This is a genomic window from Actinoplanes philippinensis, assembly GCF_900113015.1.
In the GTDB taxonomy this organism is placed as follows: domain Bacteria; phylum Actinomycetota; class Actinomycetes; order Mycobacteriales; family Micromonosporaceae; genus Actinoplanes; species Actinoplanes philippinensis.
The window spans coordinates 24,914-47,870 of the sequence record NZ_FONV01000033.1 but is presented as its reverse complement, the minus strand read 5'-3'; the positions used below and the strand labels follow the sequence as shown (position 1 = coordinate 47,870).

22 protein-coding genes are annotated in these 22,957 nt (G+C 72.7%); 8 read left to right on the top strand and 14 right to left on the bottom strand.

Features of this window, described 5'->3' with window-relative positions; genetic code table 11:
* Positions 1 to 385 precede the first annotated feature (385 nt).
* Entirely contained in the window at positions 386 to 1,909 is a 1,524-nt protein-coding gene (locus tag BM290_RS45155; RefSeq protein ID WP_093622184.1) for an FAD/NAD(P)-binding protein, read from the bottom strand.
* Between the two features lie 256 nt (positions 1,910 to 2,165).
* On the opposite strand from BM290_RS45155, the gene BM290_RS45150 reads away from it, so the two are divergent.
* Positions 2,166 to 2,807, top strand: a complete 642-nt coding sequence (locus BM290_RS45150) for a nuclear transport factor 2 family protein (protein WP_093622183.1) — start codon at positions 2,166 to 2,168, stop codon at positions 2,805 to 2,807.
* Here BM290_RS45150 and BM290_RS45145 read toward each other — a convergent pair.
* The 6 genes from BM290_RS45145 to BM290_RS45120 form a co-directional block, all read right to left on the bottom strand.
* Positions 2,779 to 3,720: a redoxin domain-containing protein gene (locus BM290_RS45145; protein ID WP_093622182.1), complete on the bottom strand. Its 942-nt coding sequence runs from the start codon at positions 3,718 to 3,720 to the stop codon at positions 2,779 to 2,781. The two genes, BM290_RS45150 and BM290_RS45145, sit on opposite strands and share 29 nt — an antisense overlap.
* 41 nt (positions 3,721 to 3,761) lie before the next feature.
* Entirely contained in the window at positions 3,762 to 4,118 is a 357-nt protein-coding gene (locus tag BM290_RS45140) for a hypothetical protein (RefSeq protein WP_093622181.1), read from the bottom strand.
* 207 nt (positions 4,119 to 4,325) lie between these two features.
* Positions 4,326 to 5,447 (bottom strand): 5-methyltetrahydropteroyltriglutamate--homocysteine S-methyltransferase, encoded by a 1,122-nt coding sequence (locus tag BM290_RS45135; protein WP_093622180.1) that lies wholly within the window; start codon positions 5,445 to 5,447, stop codon positions 4,326 to 4,328.
* A gap of 88 nt (positions 5,448 to 5,535) precedes the next feature.
* Entirely contained in the window at positions 5,536 to 7,767 is a 2,232-nt protein-coding gene (locus BM290_RS50920) for a YhgE/Pip domain-containing protein (RefSeq protein WP_093622179.1), read from the bottom strand.
* Positions 7,764 to 10,346 carry an MMPL family transporter gene (locus tag BM290_RS45125; protein ID WP_239144128.1) on the bottom strand — a complete coding sequence of 861 codons (2,583 nt, stop codon included), beginning with the start codon at positions 10,344 to 10,346 and terminating at the stop codon, positions 7,764 to 7,766. The genes BM290_RS50920 and BM290_RS45125 overlap by 4 nt, the downstream gene beginning before the upstream one ends.
* A 108-nt stretch (positions 10,347 to 10,454) precedes the next feature.
* Positions 10,455 to 10,853, bottom strand: coding sequence for a PLD nuclease N-terminal domain-containing protein (locus tag BM290_RS45120; protein WP_093622177.1), 399 nt, complete (start codon positions 10,851 to 10,853; stop codon positions 10,455 to 10,457).
* Between the two features lie 193 nt (positions 10,854 to 11,046).
* Here BM290_RS45120 and BM290_RS50915 point away from each other — a divergent pair, with 193 nt between their 5' ends.
* A complete protein-coding gene (locus tag BM290_RS50915; RefSeq protein ID WP_177320179.1) occupies positions 11,047 to 12,654 on the top strand; it encodes a methyl-accepting chemotaxis protein in 1,608 nt (535 codons plus the stop codon).
* On the opposite strand, the gene BM290_RS48950 is transcribed toward BM290_RS50915, so the two are convergent.
* Entirely contained in the window at positions 12,642 to 12,800 is a 159-nt protein-coding gene (locus BM290_RS48950; RefSeq protein WP_177320178.1) for a hypothetical protein, read from the bottom strand. The genes BM290_RS50915 and BM290_RS48950 overlap by 13 nt on opposite strands.
* Positions 12,797 to 14,398 carry an ATP-binding cassette domain-containing protein gene (locus BM290_RS45110; RefSeq protein ID WP_093622175.1) on the bottom strand — a complete coding sequence of 534 codons (1,602 nt, stop codon included), beginning with the start codon at positions 14,396 to 14,398 and terminating at the stop codon, positions 12,797 to 12,799. The genes BM290_RS48950 and BM290_RS45110 overlap by 4 nt, the downstream gene beginning before the upstream one ends.
* 239 nt (positions 14,399 to 14,637) lie before the next feature.
* Between BM290_RS45110 and BM290_RS45105 the strand changes: the two genes are divergently transcribed.
* From BM290_RS45105 to BM290_RS45085, 5 genes are all read left to right on the top strand, one after another.
* Positions 14,638 to 15,855, top strand: a complete 1,218-nt coding sequence (locus tag BM290_RS45105; RefSeq protein WP_093622174.1) for a TetR/AcrR family transcriptional regulator — start codon at positions 14,638 to 14,640, stop codon at positions 15,853 to 15,855.
* Complete coding sequence (locus BM290_RS45100; protein WP_093622173.1) at positions 15,852 to 16,451, top strand: transcriptional regulator; 600 nt, start codon at positions 15,852 to 15,854, stop codon at positions 16,449 to 16,451. Before BM290_RS45105 ends, BM290_RS45100 begins: the two co-directional genes overlap by 4 nt.
* Positions 16,448 to 17,734, top strand: coding sequence for a PEP/pyruvate-binding domain-containing protein (locus tag BM290_RS45095; RefSeq protein WP_093622172.1), 1,287 nt, complete (start codon positions 16,448 to 16,450; stop codon positions 17,732 to 17,734). Before BM290_RS45100 ends, BM290_RS45095 begins: the two co-directional genes overlap by 4 nt.
* 238 nt (positions 17,735 to 17,972) lie before the next feature.
* Positions 17,973 to 18,446, top strand: a complete 474-nt coding sequence (locus BM290_RS45090) for a DinB family protein (RefSeq protein WP_093622171.1) — start codon at positions 17,973 to 17,975, stop codon at positions 18,444 to 18,446.
* A 45-nt stretch (positions 18,447 to 18,491) separates the two neighbouring features.
* The gene (locus BM290_RS45085; RefSeq protein ID WP_093622170.1) at positions 18,492 to 18,878 is read left to right on the top strand and encodes a VOC family protein; all 387 of its coding nucleotides are present in this window, start codon (positions 18,492 to 18,494) and stop codon (positions 18,876 to 18,878) included.
* Positions 18,879 to 19,025: 147 nt separating this feature from the next.
* Here BM290_RS45085 and BM290_RS45080 read toward each other — a convergent pair whose 3' ends face one another.
* Positions 19,026 to 19,397: a winged helix-turn-helix transcriptional regulator gene (locus BM290_RS45080; RefSeq protein WP_373871155.1), complete on the bottom strand. Its 372-nt coding sequence runs from the start codon at positions 19,395 to 19,397 to the stop codon at positions 19,026 to 19,028.
* A gap of 129 nt (positions 19,398 to 19,526) precedes the next feature.
* Here BM290_RS45080 and BM290_RS45075 point away from each other — a divergent pair, with 129 nt between their 5' ends.
* Positions 19,527 to 19,859, top strand: a complete 333-nt coding sequence (locus tag BM290_RS45075; RefSeq protein ID WP_239144127.1) for a DoxX family protein — start codon at positions 19,527 to 19,529, stop codon at positions 19,857 to 19,859.
* Here the strand turns inward: BM290_RS45075 and BM290_RS45070 are convergent.
* Genes BM290_RS45070 through BM290_RS45055 form a run of 4 tightly spaced genes read right to left on the bottom strand, consistent with a single transcriptional unit; the run spans position 19,854 to position 22,940 of the window.
* The gene (locus tag BM290_RS45070) at positions 19,854 to 20,468 is read right to left on the bottom strand and encodes an HAD family hydrolase (protein WP_093622168.1); all 615 of its coding nucleotides are present in this window, start codon (positions 20,466 to 20,468) and stop codon (positions 19,854 to 19,856) included. The two genes, BM290_RS45075 and BM290_RS45070, sit on opposite strands and share 6 nt — an antisense overlap.
* Before the next feature lie 8 nt (positions 20,469 to 20,476).
* Entirely contained in the window at positions 20,477 to 21,394 is a 918-nt protein-coding gene (locus tag BM290_RS45065; RefSeq protein WP_239144126.1) for a sensor histidine kinase, read from the bottom strand.
* Entirely contained in the window at positions 21,391 to 22,227 is an 837-nt protein-coding gene (locus tag BM290_RS45060) for an MEDS domain-containing protein (protein WP_093622166.1), read from the bottom strand. Before BM290_RS45060 ends, BM290_RS45065 begins: the two co-directional genes overlap by 4 nt.
* The gene (locus BM290_RS45055) at positions 22,224 to 22,940 is read right to left on the bottom strand and encodes a GNAT family N-acetyltransferase (protein WP_093622165.1); all 717 of its coding nucleotides are present in this window, start codon (positions 22,938 to 22,940) and stop codon (positions 22,224 to 22,226) included. Before BM290_RS45055 ends, BM290_RS45060 begins: the two co-directional genes overlap by 4 nt.
* Between the last annotated feature and the right edge of the window lie 17 nt (positions 22,941 to 22,957).

Here is a 22,957-nt window from a genome sequence, read left to right as displayed (position 1 = left end):
AAGCCGTGCGCCGGCCTCTGCCAAGCCGCGCCGACGCGCGGGCGGGAGGGAAGACCGGCGCCCGGCGCGCCAGAGGGCGCGGGCAGTCGCGGGAGGACAGGGCGGTCGCGGAGGACCGGGCAGTCGCGGAAGACCGGGCAGTCGCGGAAGGGCGGGCCAGTCGCGGAAGGCCGGGGCCGGGCGGCGGGAGGACGGGGCCGGCTGCGGGAAGGCGGCGAGAAGACATTCGACCTCGGCACGGGCCAGCAGAACAGCGGCGACCTCCCAGAAACGACCCCGCCGCGTCAGAGGGCGGGGGCCGGCTGTGGGAAGGCGGCGAGAAGACATTCGACCTCGGCACGGGCCGGCGCAACAGCCGTGGCCTCCCAGAAACGACCCCGCCGCGTCAAAGGGCGGGGGCCGGCTGTGGGAGGGCGGCAAGGAGACGTTCGACCTGGGTGCGGATCTCCGGGACGGCGGTGGCCTCCCAGGAGCGACCTCGGCGGAGCGGGCCGATCAGCCATAGGCCGGGGCGGATCTGGCCGTCGGGGTCGGAGTCCAGGCCGAGGCCGTGCGGGCCGGTCTTCACCAGGCCGTCGGCGAGCAGACCGGTGAGCAGGGGGCCGGCTGAGGACGGCAGTGGACCGGGGCCGGTGCAGGAGATGACGGCGGCATACCGGCGGGGCGCCTCGCCCTCGATGCGGACGGTCAAACCGCCGTGCGGGTCGGGATCGATGGAGAGCAGGCGGCCGGAGCGGATTCGCAGGGTGCCCTGGTCGCGGAGGCGGGTGATGCGGGCCGCGACCGGTGGGGCCATCCGGTGCCGGTGGACCTCCCAGTAGCGCTGGACGTGCCGCAGGAAACGCTCCTGCGCGGCCGGGGTCAAGCCGTTCCACAGGCGATCGGCGTTGTGCCGGACGTATTCGACAACGGCGGTCCCGTCAGCGCCTTCGGCTATGGCGGCGCGGACGCGGCGCAGCAGCGGGGCGAGGTCGGCCGATTCGGGCAGGGCGAGATCGACGGCGGGCGCGGGTCGCTGCGGGTGGGTCCGCGGCAGGAGTCCGCGACGGGAGAGGGCCTCCATCGGTACGCCGCGCGCCTGCTCGTTGATCGTCAACACCACATCGATCGCGGTCAGCCCGGTGCCGAGCAGCAGGATCGGCGCGGTGTCGTCGCCTGCGCCCACCGAGGCGGAGGCCACGGGAGCAGCAACAACGGGAGCAGCAACAACGGGAGCAGCAACAACGGGAGTGGAGCCCGCAAGCGCGGAGGCAGCGGACCCGGAAAGAGCGACGGCGCGGCCCGGGGCGGGGGCCGCTGCCCGGGCGGCGGCCAGGGCCCTGGTCAGGGCGCCCGGAGCCCACGGGTCGGCCACGAAGGCGGGACTGCGCAGGGTGGCTTCGGAGACGGCTGCCGGGGGGCGGGGCGGTGGGTTGCCGAGGGCGAGGATCACCTGGTCGGCGTGGATGTGGCAACCGTTGGCGTCGGTGATGGTGTAGCCGGACTGCTCCGGGCGTACCTCCACTGCTTTTGCCTTGTGATGAACGAGCCGGGAGCCGGCCGCGGACGCCGCGGACGCCAGATGGCCGGACAGGTAGTCGCCGTACCAGGCCCGGGGCAGGAATGTCGCCGCATCGGCCGGGAGGCCCCGGGAACGGCACCAGCGCAGCAGGTGCTGGGGGTCGCCCGCGTCGGCGGACATCGCGCCGACGCGGGAGTTGAGGAGGTGCCAGGGTTCGGCGGCGCCGTAGGCGACACCCCGGCCGGGGCGGTCCTCGGGAGAAATCAGAACTGTCCGCCATGCGGGATTTCGCGCGATTGCGGCTGCGGTGAGGGCGCCGCTGCAGCCGCCGCCGATGACGGCGACCGTGTTGCGGGAGCGCCCGGTTGCTGCGGCCGTGACCGTGTTGTGCGCAACGACGCTGGTCATTGCGTTACCGCCTCGGTCGTCGGCCGCTCGGTACAGCAACAGTGCATCGGATCCTCCCGCTGATCGCTTCCACCCAAGCAAACCACATAACCCGTCGGCTTTATAGGCTATACGCGCGAATTCAGTTGTTAACAGTTCCGGCCTTCCCTGGACTGTCCAACGTGGATATGGTGATCTCCGCCTTTAGGCACTACGGGGGGTAATCGCAGCGCAACAAACAGATACCCCTTCCCTCATTCCGGAAGGACGTTTCGTCTTGTCTGAGACTCCGTTGTGGCTGCAGGGCCGGTCGGCCGTCATCGAAGCCGCTGACCCGTCGGAATTCCGGCACGGCACGCCCGACTACCACCTGTCACATACGGTCATGCCCGGGCAGCGCACCACCGATCACGCGCCCGGTTCGCTGGAGGCGATCGTCGAGTCGATCGTGCAGGTCTTCGAGATGGAGGTCTCGCACAAGCACGATCCCGCGACCTGGGTCTCGATGGTCTCCGAGAAGTTCCGCACCAACATCAACGGCGGTGGCTGGGCGTCCGCGCAGGACATCGCCGAGCAGGGCAGCTACAACGTGCTGATCGGCGACAGCCCGTTCTACCGGGTCGGCAAGGAGTCGTTCGACAGCCAGCACGACATCTTCCACGGCGCGTTCCCGAACGGCTTCTACTGGGAGGTCCTGCAGGTTCTCAGCCCGCCGCCGGTGGTCACCTTCAAGTGGCGGCACTGGGGCTCGTTCGACGGCGAGTACCACGGCCACCAGCCGAACGGGAAGACCATCGAGATGTTCGGCATGAGCGTCGCCAAGGTCGACGACGACCTGAAGCTGCTCGAGGTCGAGCACTACTACGACCCGAACGCGTTCCTCGGCAAGCTCACCGGCGGCTGCCCGATCGCGCACTGACGTCGTCTCCGGGCCGGCCGGCCAGCCATTCCAGCACCCGCGAGGCGTGGGCGGCCGGCTCGTCGATCGGGTGGAAGACGTGCTCGATCACCCCGCCGGCGACGATCAGGGTCAGCCGGCGATACAGCGTCATGTCGTCGGCCTCGAACGTCGGCAGGCCGAGCGCGTCGGCCACGGTCAATCGAGGATCGGCGAGCAAGGGGTACGGCAGACCCAGGCGGTGCACGACCTCCCGCTGGTAGGCAGGTGACTGCGCGGACAGTCCGTACACCCGGGCCGCCCCCGCCGCCCGCAGCTCGCCGATCCGATCGCGGAAGTCGCAGGCCTCGGCGGTGCAGCCACGGGCCCCCGGGATCGTGTCCCAGCCGGCCGGCATGTCACCTTCCGGTCGTCCCGTCATCGGGTAGACGAAGACGACCGTCCGCCCCGGGCCGAACCGGTCCAGCCGGGGCCGCCGCCCGTCGGCAGCGGCCAGCGTCAGCTCCGGCATCCGCTCCCCCACCAGCGCCGACGGCTCGACCACCCGGGACGGTGCCCGCCGGACACCCCGATGCGCGGCGATCCGGGCCGTCGCCTCCGCCAGGCTCGCCCGCAGGCTGTCCCGCTGCTCGGACAGCCGGGCGATCCGCTCCTCCAACTCGTCGATCGCCCGCCGGTAGCCGGCCAGCGCCGACGGGCACTCGTCGGCCTCGGCGCCGCCGCCGGCCAGGCACTCCACGAACGGCCGGGTCTGCTCGACGGTCAGTCCCAGCCCGATCAGAGCCCGGATCCGCTCCACCTGCCGGACCGCGACCGGCTCGTACACGCGGTACCCGTTCGGTTCCCGGCGTGGCACCACCAGCCCCGCCGCCTCGTAGTAGCGCAGCGCCCGTACCGTCGCGCCGGTCGCCGCCGTCAGTTCACCCACTCGCACGACGACGACGCTAAACCCGTACCCACGGGTCCGGGTCAAGCCTAGTGATCGGCCGCCTCGCCGGTGGACGCAGCCGCACCGTGCACGGAAGCGGCGGCGGCGCGTTCCTGCAGCTCATAGGCGTGTGAGTCCCAGTCGGGACCGAAGGAGAGCAGGTCGGCGGCGGCCTCCCGCAACAGGTCCGGATCGGTGGGGCGCTGGAGGCAGGCCAGGCGGTACGCCAGATTGCGGGCCCACGGCGGCAGGGCGATCCAGTCCTCGGCGGCGAGGGTGCGCAGCATGTGGAGAATCTCGTCGGCGGGGGCGAAGGTGAGACGCTCGGTGAAGTCGCGCATCGCGTCGGCGGTGCCGGCCGCGATCAGGGTCCGGGCAGCCGCCGTCACGCTCGTGGCTCTCATGTGCGGGATTCTGCCGGATCCGGGACGATTCACCGCACCGGAAGAATGTCGGCGAATCAATCGGTGAGATGCCGGCGGCCGAAGGTGGCCGGCAATCATGCTCCCGCGAGGCAGCACCACCGGGCGGGGCCTGGACCGACGCCGCCGGGACCCCCTCCCGGCGGCGACCCGGATCGTCCAGAAAGCCTTCACCGACGAGGTGTGGCGCTAACTCCACACCTCGTCGGCGGTCTCGGCGATCAGGCGTAGCTTGGCGACCTGCTCGTCGTAGGTGAGGACGTTGCCCTCGACCGTCGAGGAGAAGCCGCACTGCGGTGACAGGCACAGCTGCTCCAGCGGCACATACCGGGCGGCCTCGTCGATGCGGCGTTTCAGGTCGTCCTTGGACTCCAGCGCGCCGCGTTTCGTGGTGACCAGGCCGAGCACGACCATCTTGCCGGGCGGGACGAAGCGGAGCGGGGCGAAACCGCCGGAGCGGTCGTCGTCGTACTCCAGGAAGAACCCGTCGACGGCCAGCTCGCTGAAGAGGGCCTCGGCCACGAAGTCGTAGCCGCCCTCGGCCGCCCACGAGGACCGGAAGTTGCCGCGGCACATGTGGGTGGTCACGTTGAGCCCGGCGGGACGGCCGGCGATCGCCGCGTTGATCTGCCGGATGTAGCGCAGGTGCTGGTGCTCGGCGTCGTCGCCGCGGTCGGTGAGCAGCCGCCGCTGCGCCGGATCGTTGAGGTACGCCAGGCTGGTGTCGTCGAGCTGCAGATAGCGGCAGCCGAGGCCGGCGACGCGGCGCACCTGCTCGGCGTAGGCGGCGCTCAGGTCGGCCCAGAACCGCTCCTCGTCGGGGTAGACGGCCGGGTCGATCGCGGCCCGGCCGCCCCGGTAGTGGACCATGCTCGGCGACGGGATGGTGAGTTTCGCGGTGACCGCGTCGCCGGCCTCGGCGCGCAGGAACGCGAAGTCGTCGCCGAAGATCGTCTCGCCGAGGGTGATCGGCCCGTCGACGGCGAGCGCCGCCGACTCGAAGTCGAGCTCGCCGCTCTCGTTGCGGAAGTGCACCTGGATCTTCTCGTCGGTCGGCCGGATCCCGCCGAGCCGGTAGATGAAGTCCATGTGCCAGGAGGTACGCCGGAACTCGCCGTCGGTGGCCGACCGCAGCCCCACGTCGCGCTGCATCCGGACCACCTCACGGATCGCGTCGTCCTCGACGAAGCGCAGTTGCTCGGCGGTGATCTCGCCGAGCGCCCGCTGCTCGCGGGCCCGGAGCAGGCGCGGTGGCCGCAGCAGGCTGCCCACGTGGTCGGCCCGGAACGGAGGTGTGTCACGGAGCGTCATTGGCGTGTCCTCCTTCAGTAGGTCCCGCTGCCAACCTACGCCCCAGGATGATCAATGACCATCGATACCGGGCGGATCGCCCCGACGGTCAGCCAGGCCAGGGCGCGGGCGATGCCGGCCGGGTCGTCCGGCGACGGGCGGTGGCCAGCAGGCAACCGAGAACCCCGACGGTCAGCCAGGCCAGGGTGCGGGCGATGCCGGCCGGGCCCAGTCCCGCGTCGGCGGTGATCGCGCGGATCGCCAGGACCGGTCCGTGGCCGGGCAGCAGGCCGTCGGCGGTGGTCACCCAGGCGGGTACCCCGGAGACGACCGCCGCCGCGAGGACGATCACCGGAACTCCGATCGCGAGGAGCCGGCCGGCCCGGCCGAAAGCGACCGCGATCGCCTGGTTGAGCAGCAGGAACGTGACGGCGACGAGGAGGTCGACGAGGAGCAGGGCGGCCAGCTCGACCGGCGCGGGCCGCAGCAGTGCCCCGGCGACGGCGGTGACCAGGACCGACTGGCCGGCGGCGAGCGCCAGCGGGAGCCGGGCGTTGGCGAGGGCGAGCCGCCAGGTGCTGCCCTGCCAGGCGAGCGGGTCGTGGGCGGCGGCCGGTGTCAGCTGGAAGATCACCATCGCGCCGATCCAGAGGGCGATCACGATGACCGCTCCGGCGATCAGGTCACCGACGCTCGCGCCGTCGTCGCCGGCCGCGCCGGCGACCGGGGTGGCGGCGACGGTCCTGAGGTGCTCCCGGTCGGCGTCGCTGTAGGTGGGCACCTGGTCGCGGCCCTCCCCGAGCGCGCCGGCGAGGCTGCCGGCGCCTTCGGCCAGCTTCGACGAGCCGTCCGACAGCTTCTGCCCGGCGTCGCCGGCCGATCGGGCGCCGCCGGTGAGCCGCCCGGCCCCGGCGGCGGCGTCGGTGGTGCCGTCGGCGAGCCGCTGCGCGCCGGCGGCGGCGTCGCCGGTCCCGCCGGCCAGGCGCCCGACGCCGTCGGCGAGCGTGCCGGCGCCCGCGGACAGCCGCCGGGCGCCGCGGTCGACGGCGGCGGCGCCGTCGGCGGTCCGGCGGGCGCCGGTGGCGAGCTGTCCGGCGGCCGTGCCGGCCCGGTCGATCGCGGCGACCAGCTGCGGTGTCTTTCCGGCGAGCGCGGCCGCGCCGTCCGCGACCTTCGCGGAGCCGTCGGCGAGGCCGGTGAGGCCGTCGCGGACCCCGACGACCTTGCCGCGCACGTCGTCCTTGGCGCTCTCCGCCTCACCGGCTCGGGCGACGATCCGGCCGGCCAGGGCCTGGAGCTGCTCGCACAGGTCGGCGGGGGTCGTACACCGGTCGGCGAGCTGCCGGATCCGGGCGGCCTCGGCGGTCAGGTCGGGCAGGGCGTCGATGCCGTCGACGGCGCGGCCGGCGAGCGGGACGACGGTGTCGGCGAGTTCGCGGTTGCCGTCGGCGACCTGGCGGGCCCCGTCGGCGAGGGCGCGGGTCTGGGCGGGCAGGGCGGCGGTGCTGCCGGCGAGGGTGTCGAGGCCGGTGGAGAGCTGCCCGGCGCCGGCGGCGAGGGCGCGGGTTCCGGTGGCGAGGTCGCCGGTGCCGCGGGCCAGGGCGCCGGCGCCGCCGCCGAGTTCGCGGGCGCCGCCGGCCAGCGCGCCGGCGCCGTCGTCGAGGCGGGCCAGGCCGTCGGCCAGGTCGCGGCTGCCGTCGTCGAGGCGGCCGAGTCCGGCGGCCAGTTCGTCGCTGCCATCGGCGAGACGGCGCAGGCCGACGACGAGCCGGCCGCTCCCGTCGGCGAGGCGGCCGGCGCCGTCGGCCAGGTCGCCGGCGCCGTCGGCGGCCTGCCCGAGCTGGTCGTGCATGCGGTTGAAGCCGAGGTACACGTTGTCCAGATAGGTCTCGACGACGGTGTGGTTGAGGGTGGTGACGGCCGCGTCGGTGAGGGTGCGGGTGACGAGCGGGTCGACGCCGGCGACGGTGGTGGAGGCGGTGACGTCGATGCGTGCCTGCTCGGCCCGTGCGGCGGGGCCGCCGGTGGAGACGGCCGCCGCGGAGAAGCCGGGCGGGATGGTGACGGCGACCGCGTAGCCGCCGGTCCGCAGCCCGTCGGCGGCGTCGGACGCGTCGGTGAGCACCCACGTGTAGTTGTCGCCGGAGTGCTCGACGAGGCGTCCGGCCAGCTCACGGCCGAGCGGGACGGTCCGCCCGTCGCGCTGGACGGGCTCGTCGAGGTTGACGACGGCGGCGGTCACGGTGGCGAGACGCTCGGCGGGCCGGTCGAAGGCGCCGATCAGGGTGCCGGCGAGGAGCACCGGCACGAGGAGGGCGGCGGCGCGGCGGAGCCTGGTCATGCGTACACCTCGGAGGGGTTGAGATCGATGGTGCGGGTCGCGGCGAGGCGTGGATCGTGGTCGCGGGCGGTGACGATCACGGTGGTCCCGGTGCGGGCGGCGGCGCGCAGGGCCTGCTGGGCGGCGTCCCGTCCGGCCTGCCCGGTGATCCGGTCGAGGCCCTCGACCAGCAGCAACGGCGGCGCGAGGCGGGCGGCTGCCACGGTCCGGCGGCCCGGCTCGGCGAGCGCGGGACACCGGATCAGGACGACCCTGCGGCGTACGGCCGAAGCGCGCTGCGGCAACACGAGCCCGAGGGTGCGGGCGGCCCCGGGCAGCGCGGTGATCCGTCCGCCGATCGCGTAGAGCAGGTCGCGGGCAGCGGCCGGCTCCCCCACGATCTCGACGATCTCGCCCGGCCCGGCCCGCAGCACGTCGGGTGTGAACCCGGCGATCGCGACCACGTCGGCGGCGCCGGGCTCCGGCCAGTCGGCCAGGGTCAGCTCCCGGGTGAGCCCCTCCCCTTCGACGTCGAGGGCGGGCAGCGCCCGGCCGAGCCGGCCGGGAAGCCACCAGGCCCGGTCGCCGAGCAGCCGCAGCACCGCCGGGACCAGTGTCATCCGGACCAGGAACGCGTCGGTGAACACGCCGACGGCGAGCGCGAACGCGATCGGTTTGATGGTGGTGCTGCCCTCCGGCACGAACGCGGCGAAGACCGCGAACATGATCAGCGCGGCGGCCACCACGACCGGGGCGGACGCCGTGAACCCGGCGCCGATCGCGTGCCGGGCGTCGCCGGTGTGCACGTACTCCTCGCGGATCCGCGAGACGAGGAACACCTCGTAGTCCATGGCCAGGCCGAACAGGACGCCCATCAGGATGATCGGCAGGAAGCTGATGACGCTGCCGGTGTGCGACACGTGCAGGACGCCGGCGAGCCGGCCACGCTGGAAGACGAGAGCTGTGGCCCCGAAGGCGGCGCCGACCGAGAGCAGGTAGCCGGCGGTCGCCTTGACCGGCACGGCGATCGACCGGAACACCATGGTCAGCAGGACCAGCGACAGGCCGACGACGAGCAGGCCGAACGGGAGCAGCGCGCCGCCGAGCCGGGCGGAGACGTCGATGCCGACGGCGGTGATGCCGGTGACCGCGACGCGGGTCCCGTACTTCTCCCGGATCCGGTGCACGAGGTCGGTGGTGGCCTGCGAGTCGGGGGCGCTGTCCGGAATGACCTGGACGATGCCGACCTGGCCCTTCGGATCCGGGGTGGCCAGCGCGATCAGGGCGACACCGGGCAGGGCGCCGAGTTCGGCGCCGAGACGGTTCACGTCACCGACCGGGTCGTGGCCGGCGATGACGCTGGTGGTGACGATCAGGGGGCCGTTGAAGCCGGGTCCGAAGTGCTCGGTGATCGTGTCGTAGGTGACCCGGGCCGGGCTGCCGTGGGCTTCGCTGCCGTTGTCGGGCAGGGCGAGGCGTAGTTCGGAGGCGGGCAGGGTGGCCGCGCCGAGTCCGAAAACGATCACGAGGATGGTGATGATCGGGCGGCGCGTCGCGAGGCGTACCCAAGGATCGAAGATGTTGACTTTCGGCAGCCGCAGGCGGGGCCGGCGGGGACGTAGACGCTCGCCGGCCACGGAGAGCAACGCCGGGATGAAGGTGACCGCGATCAGCACGGCGACGACCACGGCCAGTGCCGCGGCCAGGCCCATCGTGGTGAGGAACGGGATGCCGGCGACCATCAGGCCGACCAGCGCGATCACCACGGTGAGCCCGGCGAAGACGACCGCCGACCCGGCCGTGGCGGCAGCCCGGGCGATCGACTCGTCCACGGCGAGGCCGTCGCGCAGCTGGTCGCGGTGCCGGGACAGGATGAACAGCGCGTAGTCGATGCCGACGGCGAGCCCGAGCATCACCGCGAGCATGACCGCCGTGGACGGGACGGCGGTGACGGCGGTGAGGCCGTAGAGCAGCGACGCGGAGAGGCCGACACCGAGGACCGCGGTGAGCAGCGGGATCCCGGCGGCAAGCAGCGAGCCGAAAGTGATCAGCAGGACCATGAGCGCGACGAGCAGGCCGAGCCCTTCGGTGGGGCTGAGCTTCGGGACCCGGTCGGCGAAGGCGTCGCCGCCGGCCAGCACCCGCGCGCCCGGCCCGGCGCTCCGCCGCAGCTCGTCGGCGACGGCGGTGAGCCGCTCGCGGGTGGCCGGCTGGACCTCGGTGACCGAGACGTCGAGCTGGACGGTGATGATCGCGGCCGTGCCGCGGGCGGAGACCGCCCCTGCGATCCGCTCGTCGTAGGGCGAGACGACCGCCACCACGTGCTCGACGCCCGCGGCCCGGTCGGCGGCGTGGGCGACGGCGTCGCGGACCGCGCGGTCCCGCACGTCACGGCCGTCCGGCACGGTCAGCACGAGCTTCGCGGAGGCGCCGCTGACCTGCGGGAAAACGCGGGAGAGGGTGTCCAGGGCGGTCTGGGAGGGCGAGCCGGGGATGGTGAACTCGTCATCGGCGCCGACCGAGATCAGGTTGCCGGCGCCGGCCAGGGCGAGGATCGCGAGGAGCCAGAGCGCGATGGTCCGGGCACGGTGCCGGACCACGGCGGTGGCGACGCGATAGAGGGTCGTGGACAGAGCCGACCTCCGGTGAGCAGAACCTGCACAGTCAAGTGCAGGTTACTTAGTTGCTCACCGGTGTGCAATTAAGGGTCACTCACCGCCTTCCCGCCTACGCAGCTCCTCCTCCCGTCGCCGCAGGTCGGCCTCCCATTTCCGCATCAGGTCCTGGTCCTCGCGACGGCTGCGCTCGGCGACCCGCCGGAGGAACTCGGGGTCGTCGTCGGGCGCCACCGGGCGGGGACGCTCGTTCTCCGGGAAGCCGCTGCCCGGCTTCCAGACGGTGCCGTTGCTGAGCTTGATCGGACGGGCGGGACGGCCGGCCACGAACCAGGCGATCGGGCCGACCGGCGAGAACAGCAGGATCAGGATCACCCAGACGACCCGCGGGAGGGCACGGATCTCGTACTCCTCGGCGGACAGGCAGGAGATCAACGCGGTGATGATCAACACGAGGTCGATCAGCGCGAACAGCGAATAGAGGCGAATCACGCCGGAGATGATGACAGAGCATCGGCCCCGGCGTGGCCCCATTCCGCCCGGTGCGACGCCGGCACGGCGGTCGGCCCGGACGTGTCGTCACCGCACAACACCGGCCCCTTTTACCGGCAAACGGCCTGTTGAGCCGGCACCGATGGCCAATGATTCCTTTCGGGGCGAAATTGCAGACGAGGGGGACGACGTCATGAGCGAGCCCGTACCATCGGCGGCCCGCCTGGCCGGAAACGTACGCATCGGCACCAAGATCCTGATGGTCGTGCTGCTGGTGGCGGCGCTCGGCGGGGCGGTGGGCCTGTTCGCGCTGCGCCAGATGTCCTCGCTCGCCGACGCCAGCGAAGGTGAGTACGGCCAGACCCTCAAGGCCCAGGCCGTCGCCGACCTGCGCTCGGCCTTCAACCGGACCCGGATCAACGCGCTGGAGTACCTGCTCGCCGGCGACGACGCCACCCGGGCCACCGAACGCAAGGAGTTCGACACCGAGGTCGCGAACGTCGCCGCTCTCACCGACGCCTATCGAGCCCTGGCCGGCGAGGCGGAGAACGGCGTCGCCGACTCCTTCACCGCCACCTGGGGAGACTACGTGTCGGTGGTCACGGACCGTCTGTTCCGCCTCGCCGACCAGGGCCGGCTCGACCAGGTCCGCACCGTCCGGGACCAGGACGTCAAGCCTCTCGTCAGCACCATGCGCGAGGCCCTCACGAAGCTCTCCGACTCGGCCGTCACGCAGGCGAGAAGCGCCCACGAGGGCGCTGACAGCTCGTACCACAGCGGGCGGACCGTCATCATCGCCGCGATCGTGGTCGTGCTGCTGGTCGGCGCGGTCGTCGCGGTGCTGTTCGCCCGCGGCATCACCCGGCCGCTCGCCCACTGCGTCGAGGTGCTGCGCCGCATCGACGAGGGGGACCTGACCGCCCGTACCGACGTCGGCGGCGAGGACGAGCTGGGCGAGCTGTCCGCCGCCCTCAACCGCACCGCCGGCGCGGTCGCCGGCACCGTCCGGCAGGTCCGCGACGACGCCGAGGCCCTGGCCACCACGTCGGCGCGGCTGTCGGTCATCGCCGAGGAGCTCACCCGGTCCGCGCAGACCACCGCCGAACAGGCCGGCTCGGTCTCCGCCGCGGCCGAGGTGATCTCCTCCAACGTGCAGACCGTCGCCGCCGGCACCGAGGAGATGAGCGCGTCGATCCGGGAGATCGCCACCAGCGCCGGCGACGCCGCCCAGGTCGCCGGATCCGCCACCACGGCCGCGCAGCGGACCAGCGACACCATGGCCAAACTCGGTCAGGCCAGTGCGGAGATCACCGAGGTGATCAACGCGATCACCAGCATCGCCGAGCAGACCAACCTGCTGGCCCTCAACGCCACCATCGAGGCCGCCCGCGCCGGCGAGTCCGGCAAGGGCTTCGCCGTGGTCGCCTCCGAGGTCAAGGATCTGGCCCAGGAGACGGCACGGGCCACCGAGGACATCAGCAAGCGGATCGCCGCCATCCAGTCCGACACCGACGCGGCGGTCGCCGCGATCGGCGACATCGGACACGTCATCGCCCAGATCAACGACTACGCCACCACGATCGCCGCGGCCGTCGAGGAACAGACCGCCACCACCGGCGAGATGGGCCGCAACGTCGCCGAGGCCGCCTCCGGCTCCGGGCACATCGCCAGCGACATCACCACCGTGGCCGCCACCGCCAACCGGACCACGCAGAGCGCCGACGAGGCCCGGACCACGGCCGCCGAGCTCGCCGGGATGGCCCAGCGGCTCGGCAGCGCGGTCAGCGGCTACCGGGTCTGACCCGTACGCCGGATGCGGATCCCGGTGGGCGGCAGATGCCCGGCGAACCTGCCGCCCCGCTCGGTCGGCACGATCCGCAACTCCCGCTCGTGGAACCCGGCCGTCCCCGCGAACAGCGGGGGATCCCCCTGCCGGCCGTCGATCATGCCGTCCTTCCCGGAAGCTGTCGCCGGCCGGTGGCGCCCGTCTGATCATCCGCGGTCAGGTGCAGACGGGGCCAGGTGGCCAGGTCGGCGAGCAGCCGGCGGTCGTGGGTGGCGATCACGATCGCGGCCGGGGTGCTCAGCAGCGCCGCGGTCAGCTCGTCGACGAGAGTGGACGAGAGATGGTTGGTCGGCTCGTCGAAGATCAGCAGATCCGGCTCACCGGCCAGCTGCACGGCCAGGTCGAGACGGCGCTGCTGGCCCTGGGAGAGCAGCCGCACCGGGGTGCGCAGCGCCTCCGCGTCGAGCAGGCCCATCGTGCCCCGCCCGGCCAGCAGGCGGTGCGCGGTGACGTCGTCCGGCCGGTCCGGGACCTCCTGGGCGACCAGCGCGATCCGGGCGCCCGGCGCACGGCGCACCGCGCCGTCCGGTGCCGGCAACCGGCCCGCCAGCAACGCGAGCAGCGTCGACTTGCCGGCCCCGTTCGCGCCGGTGATCAGCAACCGGTCGCCGCCGTCCAGGCTCAGCGTCACCGGCCGGTCCAGGCGGCCGGGCGCCCGCACCGCGTCGGCGCGCAGCAGCGGAACACCCTTGCGAGTGGTCAGTTCCGGCCACCGCAGCACCGCGGGCGGCGGCGGCACGGTGATCCGGTGCGCGTCGAGGGCCGCTCGCTCCCGGTTGAGCGCCTGCACCACCCCGGGCGTGTGTGACTGTCGTTTGTGCTTGTCGACGCCCTTGTCCGGGCGCCAGCCGGTGCTCAGCCGGGACCGGGCACGATCCACCGCCTCGGTCAGCCGGCGGTGCTCGGCCTGCTGCTCGTCGTACTCCTGGACCCATCGTTCCCGGTCCCGGCGCCGGCCGCGCTGCCACTCGTCGTAGCCGCCGGCATACGTGCGGGCCCGGCCGTCCCGGCTCGGATCCAGGTCGGTGAACTCCCGGGCCACGTCGCGCAACAACTGCCGGTCGTGGCTGACCAGCACGACGCCGCCGGGATGGGCACGCACCCGGTCGGTCAGGAACGCCAGCCCCGCCGCGTCCAGATGGTTCGTCGGCTCGTCCAGCAGCAGCAGGTCGTGGTGGGCGCCGAGCAGGCACGCGAGCCGCACCCGGTACCGCTGGCCGACCGACAGGGTGTCCAGCTCCCGGGACCGGTCGGTGCAGGCGTCGAGCGCTTCGAGGGCGATGTCGACCCGGCGTTCGGCGTCCCACGCGTCCAGCCGGGCGGCGGCCTCCAGCGCGGCCGCGTAACGGTCGTCCGCCCCGGGGCGGCCGGCGGCCAGATCACCGGTCGCCGATTCCAGTTCGTCCATCGTGGTACGGGACTCCAGCAGCGCCGCCGACGTGAGGCTGCCGACGGTGTCGCCGGGACGCACGTGCAGGGCCTGGGCGGCCAGCCCGATCGTGCCGGCCCGCTGTACCGTGCCGGCGTCCGGCACGATCAGGCCGGCCAGGACGTGCAGCAGGGTGGTCTTGCCGCGCCCGTTCTCACCGGCCACCGCCAGGCGCGAGCCGGCCGAGACGGTGACGGACACGTGATCGAGGACGACACGCGCGCCGAGACGGACGGTGATGTCGTCGGCACGAAGATGTGCGAGGGACATGGGTGTGCTCCGCAGCTCGAGAGTGAGCCGGGCAGCCGGATGCGACCGCCCGGCAGGACGCCGAGACGGCGGGCATGGTGCAGGTCGATGCAGGCAGCGCCGCCGTCAGCGGCCGCTGCGCAACCTCATGAACGCGATTCCCTCGAACATGCCGCAGACCCTAGCCGAGCCCGTACGCGGGCGGCCAGTCATTTTCCGGATGTTCTCATCATCCCGATGGTGGAGGTATCTTGGCGGGCATGGTGCGGTTGACGAGGGCGCAACAGCAGGCCCGGACCCGATCCGCGGTCCTCGACGCGGCGGTCGAGGAGTTCGCGGAGCACGGCTATGCCGACGCCAAGATCGACCGGATCGCGGCGCGCGCCGACCTCACCCGCGGGGCGGTGTATTCGAATTTCGCCGGCAAACGATCGCTCTACCTGGCGGTCCTGCTCGACCACGCGCCGTGGCATGCCGCCGCGGCCCTCGACCTGCCCGAGGTCATCCCCGTGACGGCGGCCGCCGAGGGTTTCGCGCGCGCCTGGCTGGAGCGTCTGCCGCTGGCCGGCGACACCGCGGCCGGCGGGCGCCTGCGCTCCCGCTCGGTGGCCGGGGTGTTCGACGACGAGCCCGGCCGCGCCGCCCTGGCCCAGATCACCAAACTGGAGGCGCTGCTGCTGGCCCGCGCCCTGGAGGCTTGTCCTCCGGTCGCCCGGCGCCGGGTCCGCCTGGCCGAGCTCATGCTCACCCTGCTGCACGGCGCCGACCACCTGGCCGGCACGGCCCCCGGTTTCGGTGACCTGTTCGACCTCACCCGCGCGTGCGGGCACCTGGCCGGCATCCCCCTGACCGACGAGTGGGACCCGCCGCACCTGGCTTTCGTTCCCCCCGCCGAGCGCTGCGACGCCCCCTGGACCCCACCGGACGGCGTCGGCGGCGACGGCCTGCTGGTGATCCTCGGCACGGCCCGGCTCGGCGCCGCCGAGGAGGCGGTCCGCGCCGCCGCCCCCGACGATCAGGTCACGGTCGCCGTGGTCTCCAGCGACCCGGCGGAGACCGGAGCCCTGGCCCGCCTGCGCCTCACCGATCTGACCGTCTGCCTGCGGCGCTCCTTCCCCGTGGGTGTCGCGAGCACCCTCCACATCGAGCTCGACGACGGCCCATCCCTGGCCGCTGCCGTCGAGGCCGCCCTGACCGGCTCGCCATCGGACCACACGACCGGCTCTCCGCCACACCACCCGGCCGATGCCGTGCCGGGCCCTCGCTCCGCCTCGATGCCGGAACACTCCACCGGCTCCCGGCGAGGGCTGTCCGGCGGTTCGACGTCGACGCCGGTTCGGCGCGACTTCTCCGTGGGCGACGAGACCGAGATCGCGGTGCGGATCCGTGGGGGGCGGATCGTCGCGTGGGCCTCGGGGCGCGGGGCGGGGCATGCCGTGGCGGTGGCCCTCCGTGACGGTGGGGCGGGGCAGCCGTGACCGATCTGCTGGTGCTGCACACGTTGCGCTGCCTGGGGTTCACCGATCTGCAACGGGTGGCCGACACCGCGGGCCTGACCCCGTCCGACGCCGAGTCACGGCTCATTGATCTTGCGGTTGGCGGGCTTGTCACCCGTACCTCCGGCGCGTTCGGGGGTTGGGGTCTGACCGCAGCGGGCAAAACCGCGGACGCTCGCCTGGTCGCCGAGGAGCTGGACGCGGCGGGGAGCCGGGCAGCGGTCACGACGGCGTACGAGGCGTTCATGATCCTCAACCCGGAGCTGATGGATCTCTGCACGGCCTGGCACATGCGGCCGGTCGACGGGGTCGCCGAGGTCAACGATCACACCGATCCGGCGTACGACGCACGGGTCCTCGCCCGTTTCGTCGACCTCGATCGGCGCGCCTCGGACGTCTGTTCGGCGTTGAGCGCGACGCTCCCACGGTTCGGTCGGTATCGGGGGCGGCTCACGGCGGCGCTCGACCTGGCGAAGGCCGGCAAGCTGGAACATCTTGCCGACACCACCACCTCGTATCACAACGTGTGGTTCCAACTCCACGAAGACCTGCTGGTCACGCTGGGGATCCCGCGATGACCCACCTGCACGTCCTGGCGCCGTCCACACCCGCCGACGCCGGGATTCTCGGCGGCAAGGGAGCCGGGCTGGTCACGTTGATGCGGCTCGGGCTGCCGGTGCCCGCCGGGTTCGCCGTCTCCCCGGCCGCGTGCCGGAAATTCCTGGAGGACGGGCGTCTGCCGGACGGGCTGACGACTTCCCTGGACGACGCGATGCGTGATCTCGAGGCCGCGACCGGCCGGCCGCTGCCGGTGTCGGTGCGGTCCGGGGCAGCCGTGTCGATGCCGGGCATGATGACCACCGTCCTCGACGTGCGGGGCCCGCTCGGGGAGGCCGTCGAGACGGTGTTCGCGTCGTGGGACAGTCCACGGGCGGTGTCCTATCGGGAGCTGCACGGCATTCCGCACAATTTGGGCACGGCGGTCATCGTGCAGGCGATGGTGTACGGCGATCGCGACGAGCACAGTGGCAGCGGGGTCGCGTTCAGCCGTGACCCCGGCACGGGTGTCAAAGGCCCCTACGGCGATGTGCTGTTCGGGCACCGGGGCGACGACGTCGTCTCCGGCCGGGTGGCGACCCGCCCGCTCGGTGAGCTCGCCGACCGCGAACCCGTGGTGTGGGCGGCTCTGCTCGACGGACTCGACCGGGTGGAACGCCACCACCGGGACGTGTGCCACGTCGAGTTCACGTACGAGTCGGGCCGGTTGTGGTTCCTGCAGGTGCGGCCGGGTGGGCTGGCGGGGCGGGCGGCCGTGCGGGCCGCGGTGGACCTCGCCGACGAAGGGCTCATCGACCGCGCCACCGCCGTGCGCCGGGTTTCGGCAGGTCAGCTGCGCGCGGCCCGGACCCCGCGGATCCGGGTGGGCACGGCGGTGCTGACCCGGGGTGTCGGCGCGAGTCCCGGCGTGGCGTCCGGCCGGATCGCGCTCACCGCCGACCGGGCCGTCCGGATGGCGGCGGAAGGTCCCGTCATTCTGGTCCGGCCACACACCTCACCACTCGACATGCACGGGCTGGCGGCGGCCGCGGGCATCGTCACCACGGTCGGCGGGCCCACCAGTCACGCCGCGGTGGTGGCCCGTTCGCTCGGGCGGCCCGCCGTGGTCGGTGCGGCCGCTCTCACCGTCGATGCGGTGGCGGGGTGCGTTCACGTGCCGGGCGGCACGCTCGCCGAGGGGTCCGTGCTCACCATCGACGGCGCCGGCGGTGACGTGGTCGCCGGCCCCGCCGAGACCACGACAGCCGACACCGACCCCCACCTGAGCCGTCTGCTGACCTGGGCCGACCCCGGCACCCGATGACCCGCGCCACGAGACGGTGACCCCGACCCGGCACCCGATGACCCGCGCCACGAGACGATGACCCCGACCCGGCACCCGGCGACACACGTCACGAGACGATGACGCCGACCCCGACGCCCGGCGACCCGCGCCACGAGACGGTGACGCCCACCCCGGCGCCCGGCGCCACGCGCCGGTGACAGGGGTGGGGGTTCGCGGCAGGCGCCGGCGCGGGGCGTGGCAGGCTGGGGCGGTGCCGATGGATGACGTGATCGATCAGCCGCTGCGGGTTCAGTGGGAGTCGTTCCTCGAGGAACACCGGGCGGCGCTCGACGAGAGCCTGGACGGGCTGACCGAGGAGCAGGCCCGGCGACGGCTCGTGACGTCGCGGACGACACTGCTCGGGCTGGTCAAACATGTCACCTTCGTGGAGAAGGTGTGGTTCGACGAGGCGATCACCGGGCGGCCGCGCAGCGAGATCGGCATTCCGGCCACACCGGACGAGTCGTTCGTGCTCGACGAGAGCGACACCATCGACAGTGTGCGAACCGCGTACCGGGCGGCCTGCGAAGCGTCCCGGGCCGCTGTGGCCGGCCTCGACCTGGACGACGTGGTGACCGGCAACCGTCGCGGGCCGGTGCCGCTGCGCTGGATCTACCTCCACTTCCTGCGGGAGATCGCCCAGCACTGCGGCCACGCCGACATCCTCCGGGAGCAGATCCTCGCCGGCTGAGGCCGCGCTCCCCCGGCGGACCCTCGCGGTGGGTAGCGTGAGGGTATGCCGGAGACCGATCGCTGGGCCCGTTCCGACTGGTGGGGTGTCGTGCTCGACGCGCCCGACGTGGAGGTGCTGGCCACGTTCTATGCGGAGCTTCGGGGCTGGTCGATCTGGCGGCGTGAGCCCGGCAACATCGTGCTCGACCTCGGTGAGGGCGTCGCCTACCTGATGGTTCAGCACAATCCGGACTACGTGCGGCCGGTGTGGCCCGCCGAGGGCGGCCGGCAGCAGATGATGCTGCATCTGGATTTCGAGGTCACCGATCTGGAGTCCGCGGTGGCGCACGCTGTCCGGCTCGGTGCGGAGTTGCCCGATCACCAGCCACAGAAGAACGTGCGGGTGCTGCTCGACCCGGCCGGTCACCCGTTCTGCCTGTACACGTCCTGATTTCGGTGGCGCCCGGAAAGCCCGCCGAAACGGCGCACGATCGGGCGATCTCGATCGTCGTGAAATGGAGAGCGGCCGAATGAACCGGCGGCAGCCGCCGGAGGCGGAGAGCCGGTGGCTGCGGTTGTGGGAGGTGTGGCCGTACCCCTAATTCTTCTGGGTATGGGCCTCCCTCGCCGCCTCGATCCCCGGCGCGTGGGTGATCGCCCACTTGGCCAGCGACAACGCGGGCGGGATCAGGCTTTTGCCGGTGGCCGTGAGGGCGTATTCGACACGCGGCGGAACCTCGGCGTGAACGGTACGGGTGATCAATCCGTCCCGCTCCAGATTGCGCAGTGTCAGGGTCAGCATCCGCTGGGAGATACCCGGAATCTGGTGGTGGAGATCGGTGAAACGAAGCGTCCCCTGATCGAGGGTGGCGACCACGAGCAGCGTCCATTTGTTGCAGATCTGGTCGAGGATGCGCCGCAGCGCACGCCCTCCGTCGCCGCGGATCATGCAGGTGTGCTCGTAGTCCACCGGTGACAGCTCCTTGTCGGTAAGGCACATCCCTGTGCCTTTTGTAAGCCACATGAAAGTACCGCATGATGTGGCCACTTACGGATGGTAACCATCGGGAAAGGCCTGACCATGCACATCGTTCATTGGGTGCTCGCTGTCCTGCTGGCGGTTTTCTACGGATATGCGGGAGGGAAGAAGGTCGTGCAGAGCCGCGAGCAGCTGCTCCCGATGATGGGCTGGGTCGACCGCACGCCGATGACCGTGGTCCGGGTGATCGGCGTGCTGGAGCTGGCCGGCGCCGCCGGGCTGATCCTGCCGCCGCTCACCGGGATCGCCCCGTGGCTGGCCACCGCCGCCGCGGCGGGGCTGTCCCTGATCCAGATCGGTGGGATCACCGTGCACCTGTCGCGCGGCGAGGCGAAGGTGATCGGGCTCAACATCGCGCTGCTGGCGGCGAGCGTCGCGCTGATCTGGCTATGACACCAGCCCCAGGGCGGTGACGATGTCGGCGGCCGTGTGCGTCGGGCGGTGGGCGGCCTCGGTCCACGGCCGCCCACCGGACACCCACACGCTGGTCAGGCCCAACGCTGCCGCCCCGGCGATGTCGGCGTGTGCCGAGTCACCGATCATCCAGGCGCCGGCCAGATCGGCGCCCGCCGCCCGGAAGATCGCCGGATCGGGTTTGCGGCAGCCGGCCGCCTGGGAGATCACCCACCCGTCGACGAGACGGTCCAGGCCGCAGTTGCGGATCTTCGCCTCCTGCTGGACGGTCCGCCCGTTGGTGACGATGACGCACGTCCATCCGGCGGCGCGAACCCGGCGAAGCTCATCGGCGACCGGCGCGGTGAGAACGACCCGATCGGCTGCGCCGCCGTCCAGGAGGGTACGGACACCGCGCGCCCCGAACCGTCCGGCCATGGCAGCCGCGACCTGGTCACGGTCGGTGTATCCGCCGGCGTCGACGCTCATCACCCAGTCGACGTCGGCGGCCGGGAGCCCCTGCTCGTCGAGGAAGTCGGTGACGGCACTGCGGAAGGCGGCATCCCGGTCGATCAGCGTGTTGTCGAGGTCGACGAGCAGCAGCGGCATACGGTCCCCTACAGCGCCATGTGCAGACGAATGGTGGTGGCGCCCGGCTGGGTGTGCAGCCGCACCAGGTCGCACAGGTAGTGGGCGAGCAGCAGCCCCCGCCCGCCGGGCACCCGCGGGTCCGCCGGGATCCGCCCGGCCAGCGGATCGGCGACGAAACCCTGATCGCCGACCTGGCAGACGAACCGGGCGTCCTCCACCCAGACGGTGACGCTCCCACCGCCCGCGGTGTGCACCAGGGTGTTCTCGGCGAGCTCGTTGACCGCCGTGACCAGATCCTCCACCCGTGCCCCGGGCAGCCCGGCCTCGACGGCGTGCCGCCCGGTGAAGCGCCGGACGCGGCTCAGGTCGCCGGCCGCCGCATACGTGAGCCGGGCCGCGCCGCTGGGCGCCGCCGGCAGCGGCAGGTTGAAACGCGCGGCCGTGGCATACGGGTCGGTGAACGACGGGCTGTCGCGCCGCCGCCCGTCGACGATCATCACGGGGTGGCTGCGCCACACGTCGTCGACGGTGGCCGATTCGAGGTGGCCCGCGTCATAGGGGCACAGGATCGCCGCGTCCCGCCCCGCGAACACCGCGTTGATCAGTGCCTCGTGCTGAGCGCAGGCCGGGTACTCGACGGCGGAGCGGCCGGGCCGGATCGGCTCGCCCACGACCGAGATCCGCCGCTCGGCGTGAGTCGACGCGAACGCCAGCAGCAGCCCGGGGATGATCCGGCCGGGATTGCGGCCGGCGGTGGCCATGTCGGTGAACGACACCGCCCCGGCGACATCGGACAGCGCGTCGCGCAGCGACCGGAGACGATGCCCGGTCACGGCGACGAGCACCGCGTCCCCGGCGGCCACCGCCTCCCGGACGAACCCGGTGGTGACATGCAGGTAGTCGCCGTCGCCCCGGTAGAGCAGGCCCGGATGATCGAACGTCACGACTCGCAGACCGCCTCGGCGCCGTTGAACATCAGCAGCCGCCGCAACCCGGGCGAGCAGCCGCTGACCCGCAGCCGGGGCGCGCCGGCGACCGCGGCCTCCAGCAGGATCCGCACCGTGGCGGCGTCGGCGAACCGCAGGCCGGACACGTCCACGGTGACCGGTGAGCCGTCGCCCGGGATGTCGTCGGCGAGGCGCTCGAGGACGGCCCGCAGCGCCTGCCGGTTGGACAGGTCGGCCTCACCCCGCAACCGGACGCCGGGCGGGTCGACGGTGCGGGCGAACCGGAGGGCCGGCTCGGCGTCGGGGCTGGTGGCGCCGTCCACGGCGGCCGGATGTGCCCAGGTGACCCGCTGCAGCTCGGCCGGGGAGAACAGCCGCCGGTCGTAGAGGCAGATCGCCATCGCCTGGCGCTCGGCGAAGACCCGGTTCACGTTCGCCTCATACCAGGCGAGCCGCTCCCGGCCGGCCACCGGACCGGCCGCCCACGACATGTCACCGATCGCGCGCAGGCCGCGGTAGCCGTCGGCGCGGGCCCGGGCGGCCTCGGACCGCCAGACCGCCATGGTCGCCTCCGGGTCGAACGCGCCGCCCGCCAGATAGGAGTCCTCCGGGGTCACCACCTCGATCTGGCCACGCCCGACGGCGGCGTGCAGATCCAGATCATCGGCAAGGCGCTGCGGGTGCGGTCCGAAATAGAGGATCCGCTCGTCGTCACGGAGACCGGCGTTGATGTACGTGGCGAGGCTGCGCAGCCGCACGTCGTCATCGTCGACGACGACGCACGCATGGTCGCCCGGTCGGAGCCGTCCGAGCATCCCTGCCTCGATCATGACGACTCCTCCGTCGAAAGGACCCGGTAATGGTAACTGTGGGACCGGGTGAAACCGAGTTTCCCGTACAGCCCGCGGGCACCCTCGTTGTCGTCCTCGACCTGGAGATAGAGCATGTCGGCGCCGCGTCCGGCGGACCAGGCCGCCCCGGCCCGCAGGATCGCCGCCGCGTGCCCCCTACGCCGGTGCTCCGGCGCCGTGGCCATGCAGAACACGCCGCTCAGCGGGCCGGCCACCACGAACAGCCCGAGCGCCGCGATCCCGGAGTCCACGGTGATCGACGCGAACCCGGTGGCGACGCCGATCCGCTGCAGGACGTGCTCGCTGACCGCCTCGTTGCCGTAGGCCGCCCGCCAGGCCGGCGACAGCCGCGTCTCGATCGTCACCGACGGCTCCGGGGCCGCCACCACGGCGGCCGGCGCGGTCAGGACCAGTGTCGGCGCGTCGTGCCGGTAGCCCCGCGCCGCCAGGACGGCGTCCAGTTCGGCGTGCTCCTCGGCCGGGCTGATCTGCACGGTCACCGGCATGTCGTGTTCCCGATAGAAGGCCTCGGCGCTGTCCACGGACACCACCGGCCCGGCCGGCAGCGCCGAGTTGTTGCGCCGCTTGCCGACCCCCGGCGTGTGCCGCAGCAGCCAGCCGCCGGTCTGCTCGGCGTGGGTGGACGGCCACGCGACGACCGCGTGCTTCTCGATCTCCGCGATGCTCGCCATGATCGTTGATCTTATGG

Excerpts from the sequence above, each read along its gene's own strand:
- BM290_RS45110 (WP_093622175.1), bottom strand. The coding sequence starts at position 14,398 with ATGTCCCTCGCACATCTTCGTGCCGACGACATCACCGTCCGTCTCGGC.
- BM290_RS45060 (WP_093622166.1), bottom strand. The coding sequence starts at position 22,227 with ATGATCGAGGCAGGGATGCTCGGACGGCTCCGACCGGGCGACCATGCG.
- BM290_RS45155 (WP_093622184.1), bottom strand. The coding sequence starts at position 1,909 with ATGACCAGCGTCGTTGCGCACAACACGGTCACGGCCGCAGCAACCGGG.
- BM290_RS45070 (WP_093622168.1), bottom strand. The coding sequence starts at position 20,468 with ATGCCGCTGCTGCTCGTCGACCTCGACAACACGCTGATCGACCGGGAT.
- BM290_RS50915 (WP_177320179.1), top strand. The coding sequence starts at position 11,047 with ATGAGCGAGCCCGTACCATCGGCGGCCCGCCTGGCCGGAAACGTACGC.
- BM290_RS45140 (WP_093622181.1), bottom strand. The coding sequence starts at position 4,118 with ATGAGAGCCACGAGCGTGACGGCGGCTGCCCGGACCCTGATCGCGGCC.
- BM290_RS45090 (WP_093622171.1), top strand. The coding sequence starts at position 17,973 with ATGGATGACGTGATCGATCAGCCGCTGCGGGTTCAGTGGGAGTCGTTC.
- BM290_RS45085 (WP_093622170.1), top strand. The coding sequence starts at position 18,492 with ATGCCGGAGACCGATCGCTGGGCCCGTTCCGACTGGTGGGGTGTCGTG.
- BM290_RS45105 (WP_093622174.1), top strand. The coding sequence starts at position 14,638 with ATGGTGCGGTTGACGAGGGCGCAACAGCAGGCCCGGACCCGATCCGCG.
- BM290_RS48950 (WP_177320178.1), bottom strand. The coding sequence starts at position 12,800 with ATGATCGACGGCCGGCAGGGGGATCCCCCGCTGTTCGCGGGGACGGCC.
- BM290_RS50920 (WP_093622179.1), bottom strand. The coding sequence starts at position 7,767 with ATGACCAGGCTCCGCCGCGCCGCCGCCCTCCTCGTGCCGGTGCTCCTC.
- BM290_RS45055 (WP_093622165.1), bottom strand. The coding sequence starts at position 22,940 with ATGGCGAGCATCGCGGAGATCGAGAAGCACGCGGTCGTCGCGTGGCCG.
- BM290_RS45095 (WP_093622172.1), top strand. The coding sequence starts at position 16,448 with ATGACCCACCTGCACGTCCTGGCGCCGTCCACACCCGCCGACGCCGGG.
- BM290_RS45135 (WP_093622180.1), bottom strand. The coding sequence starts at position 5,447 with ATGACGCTCCGTGACACACCTCCGTTCCGGGCCGACCACGTGGGCAGC.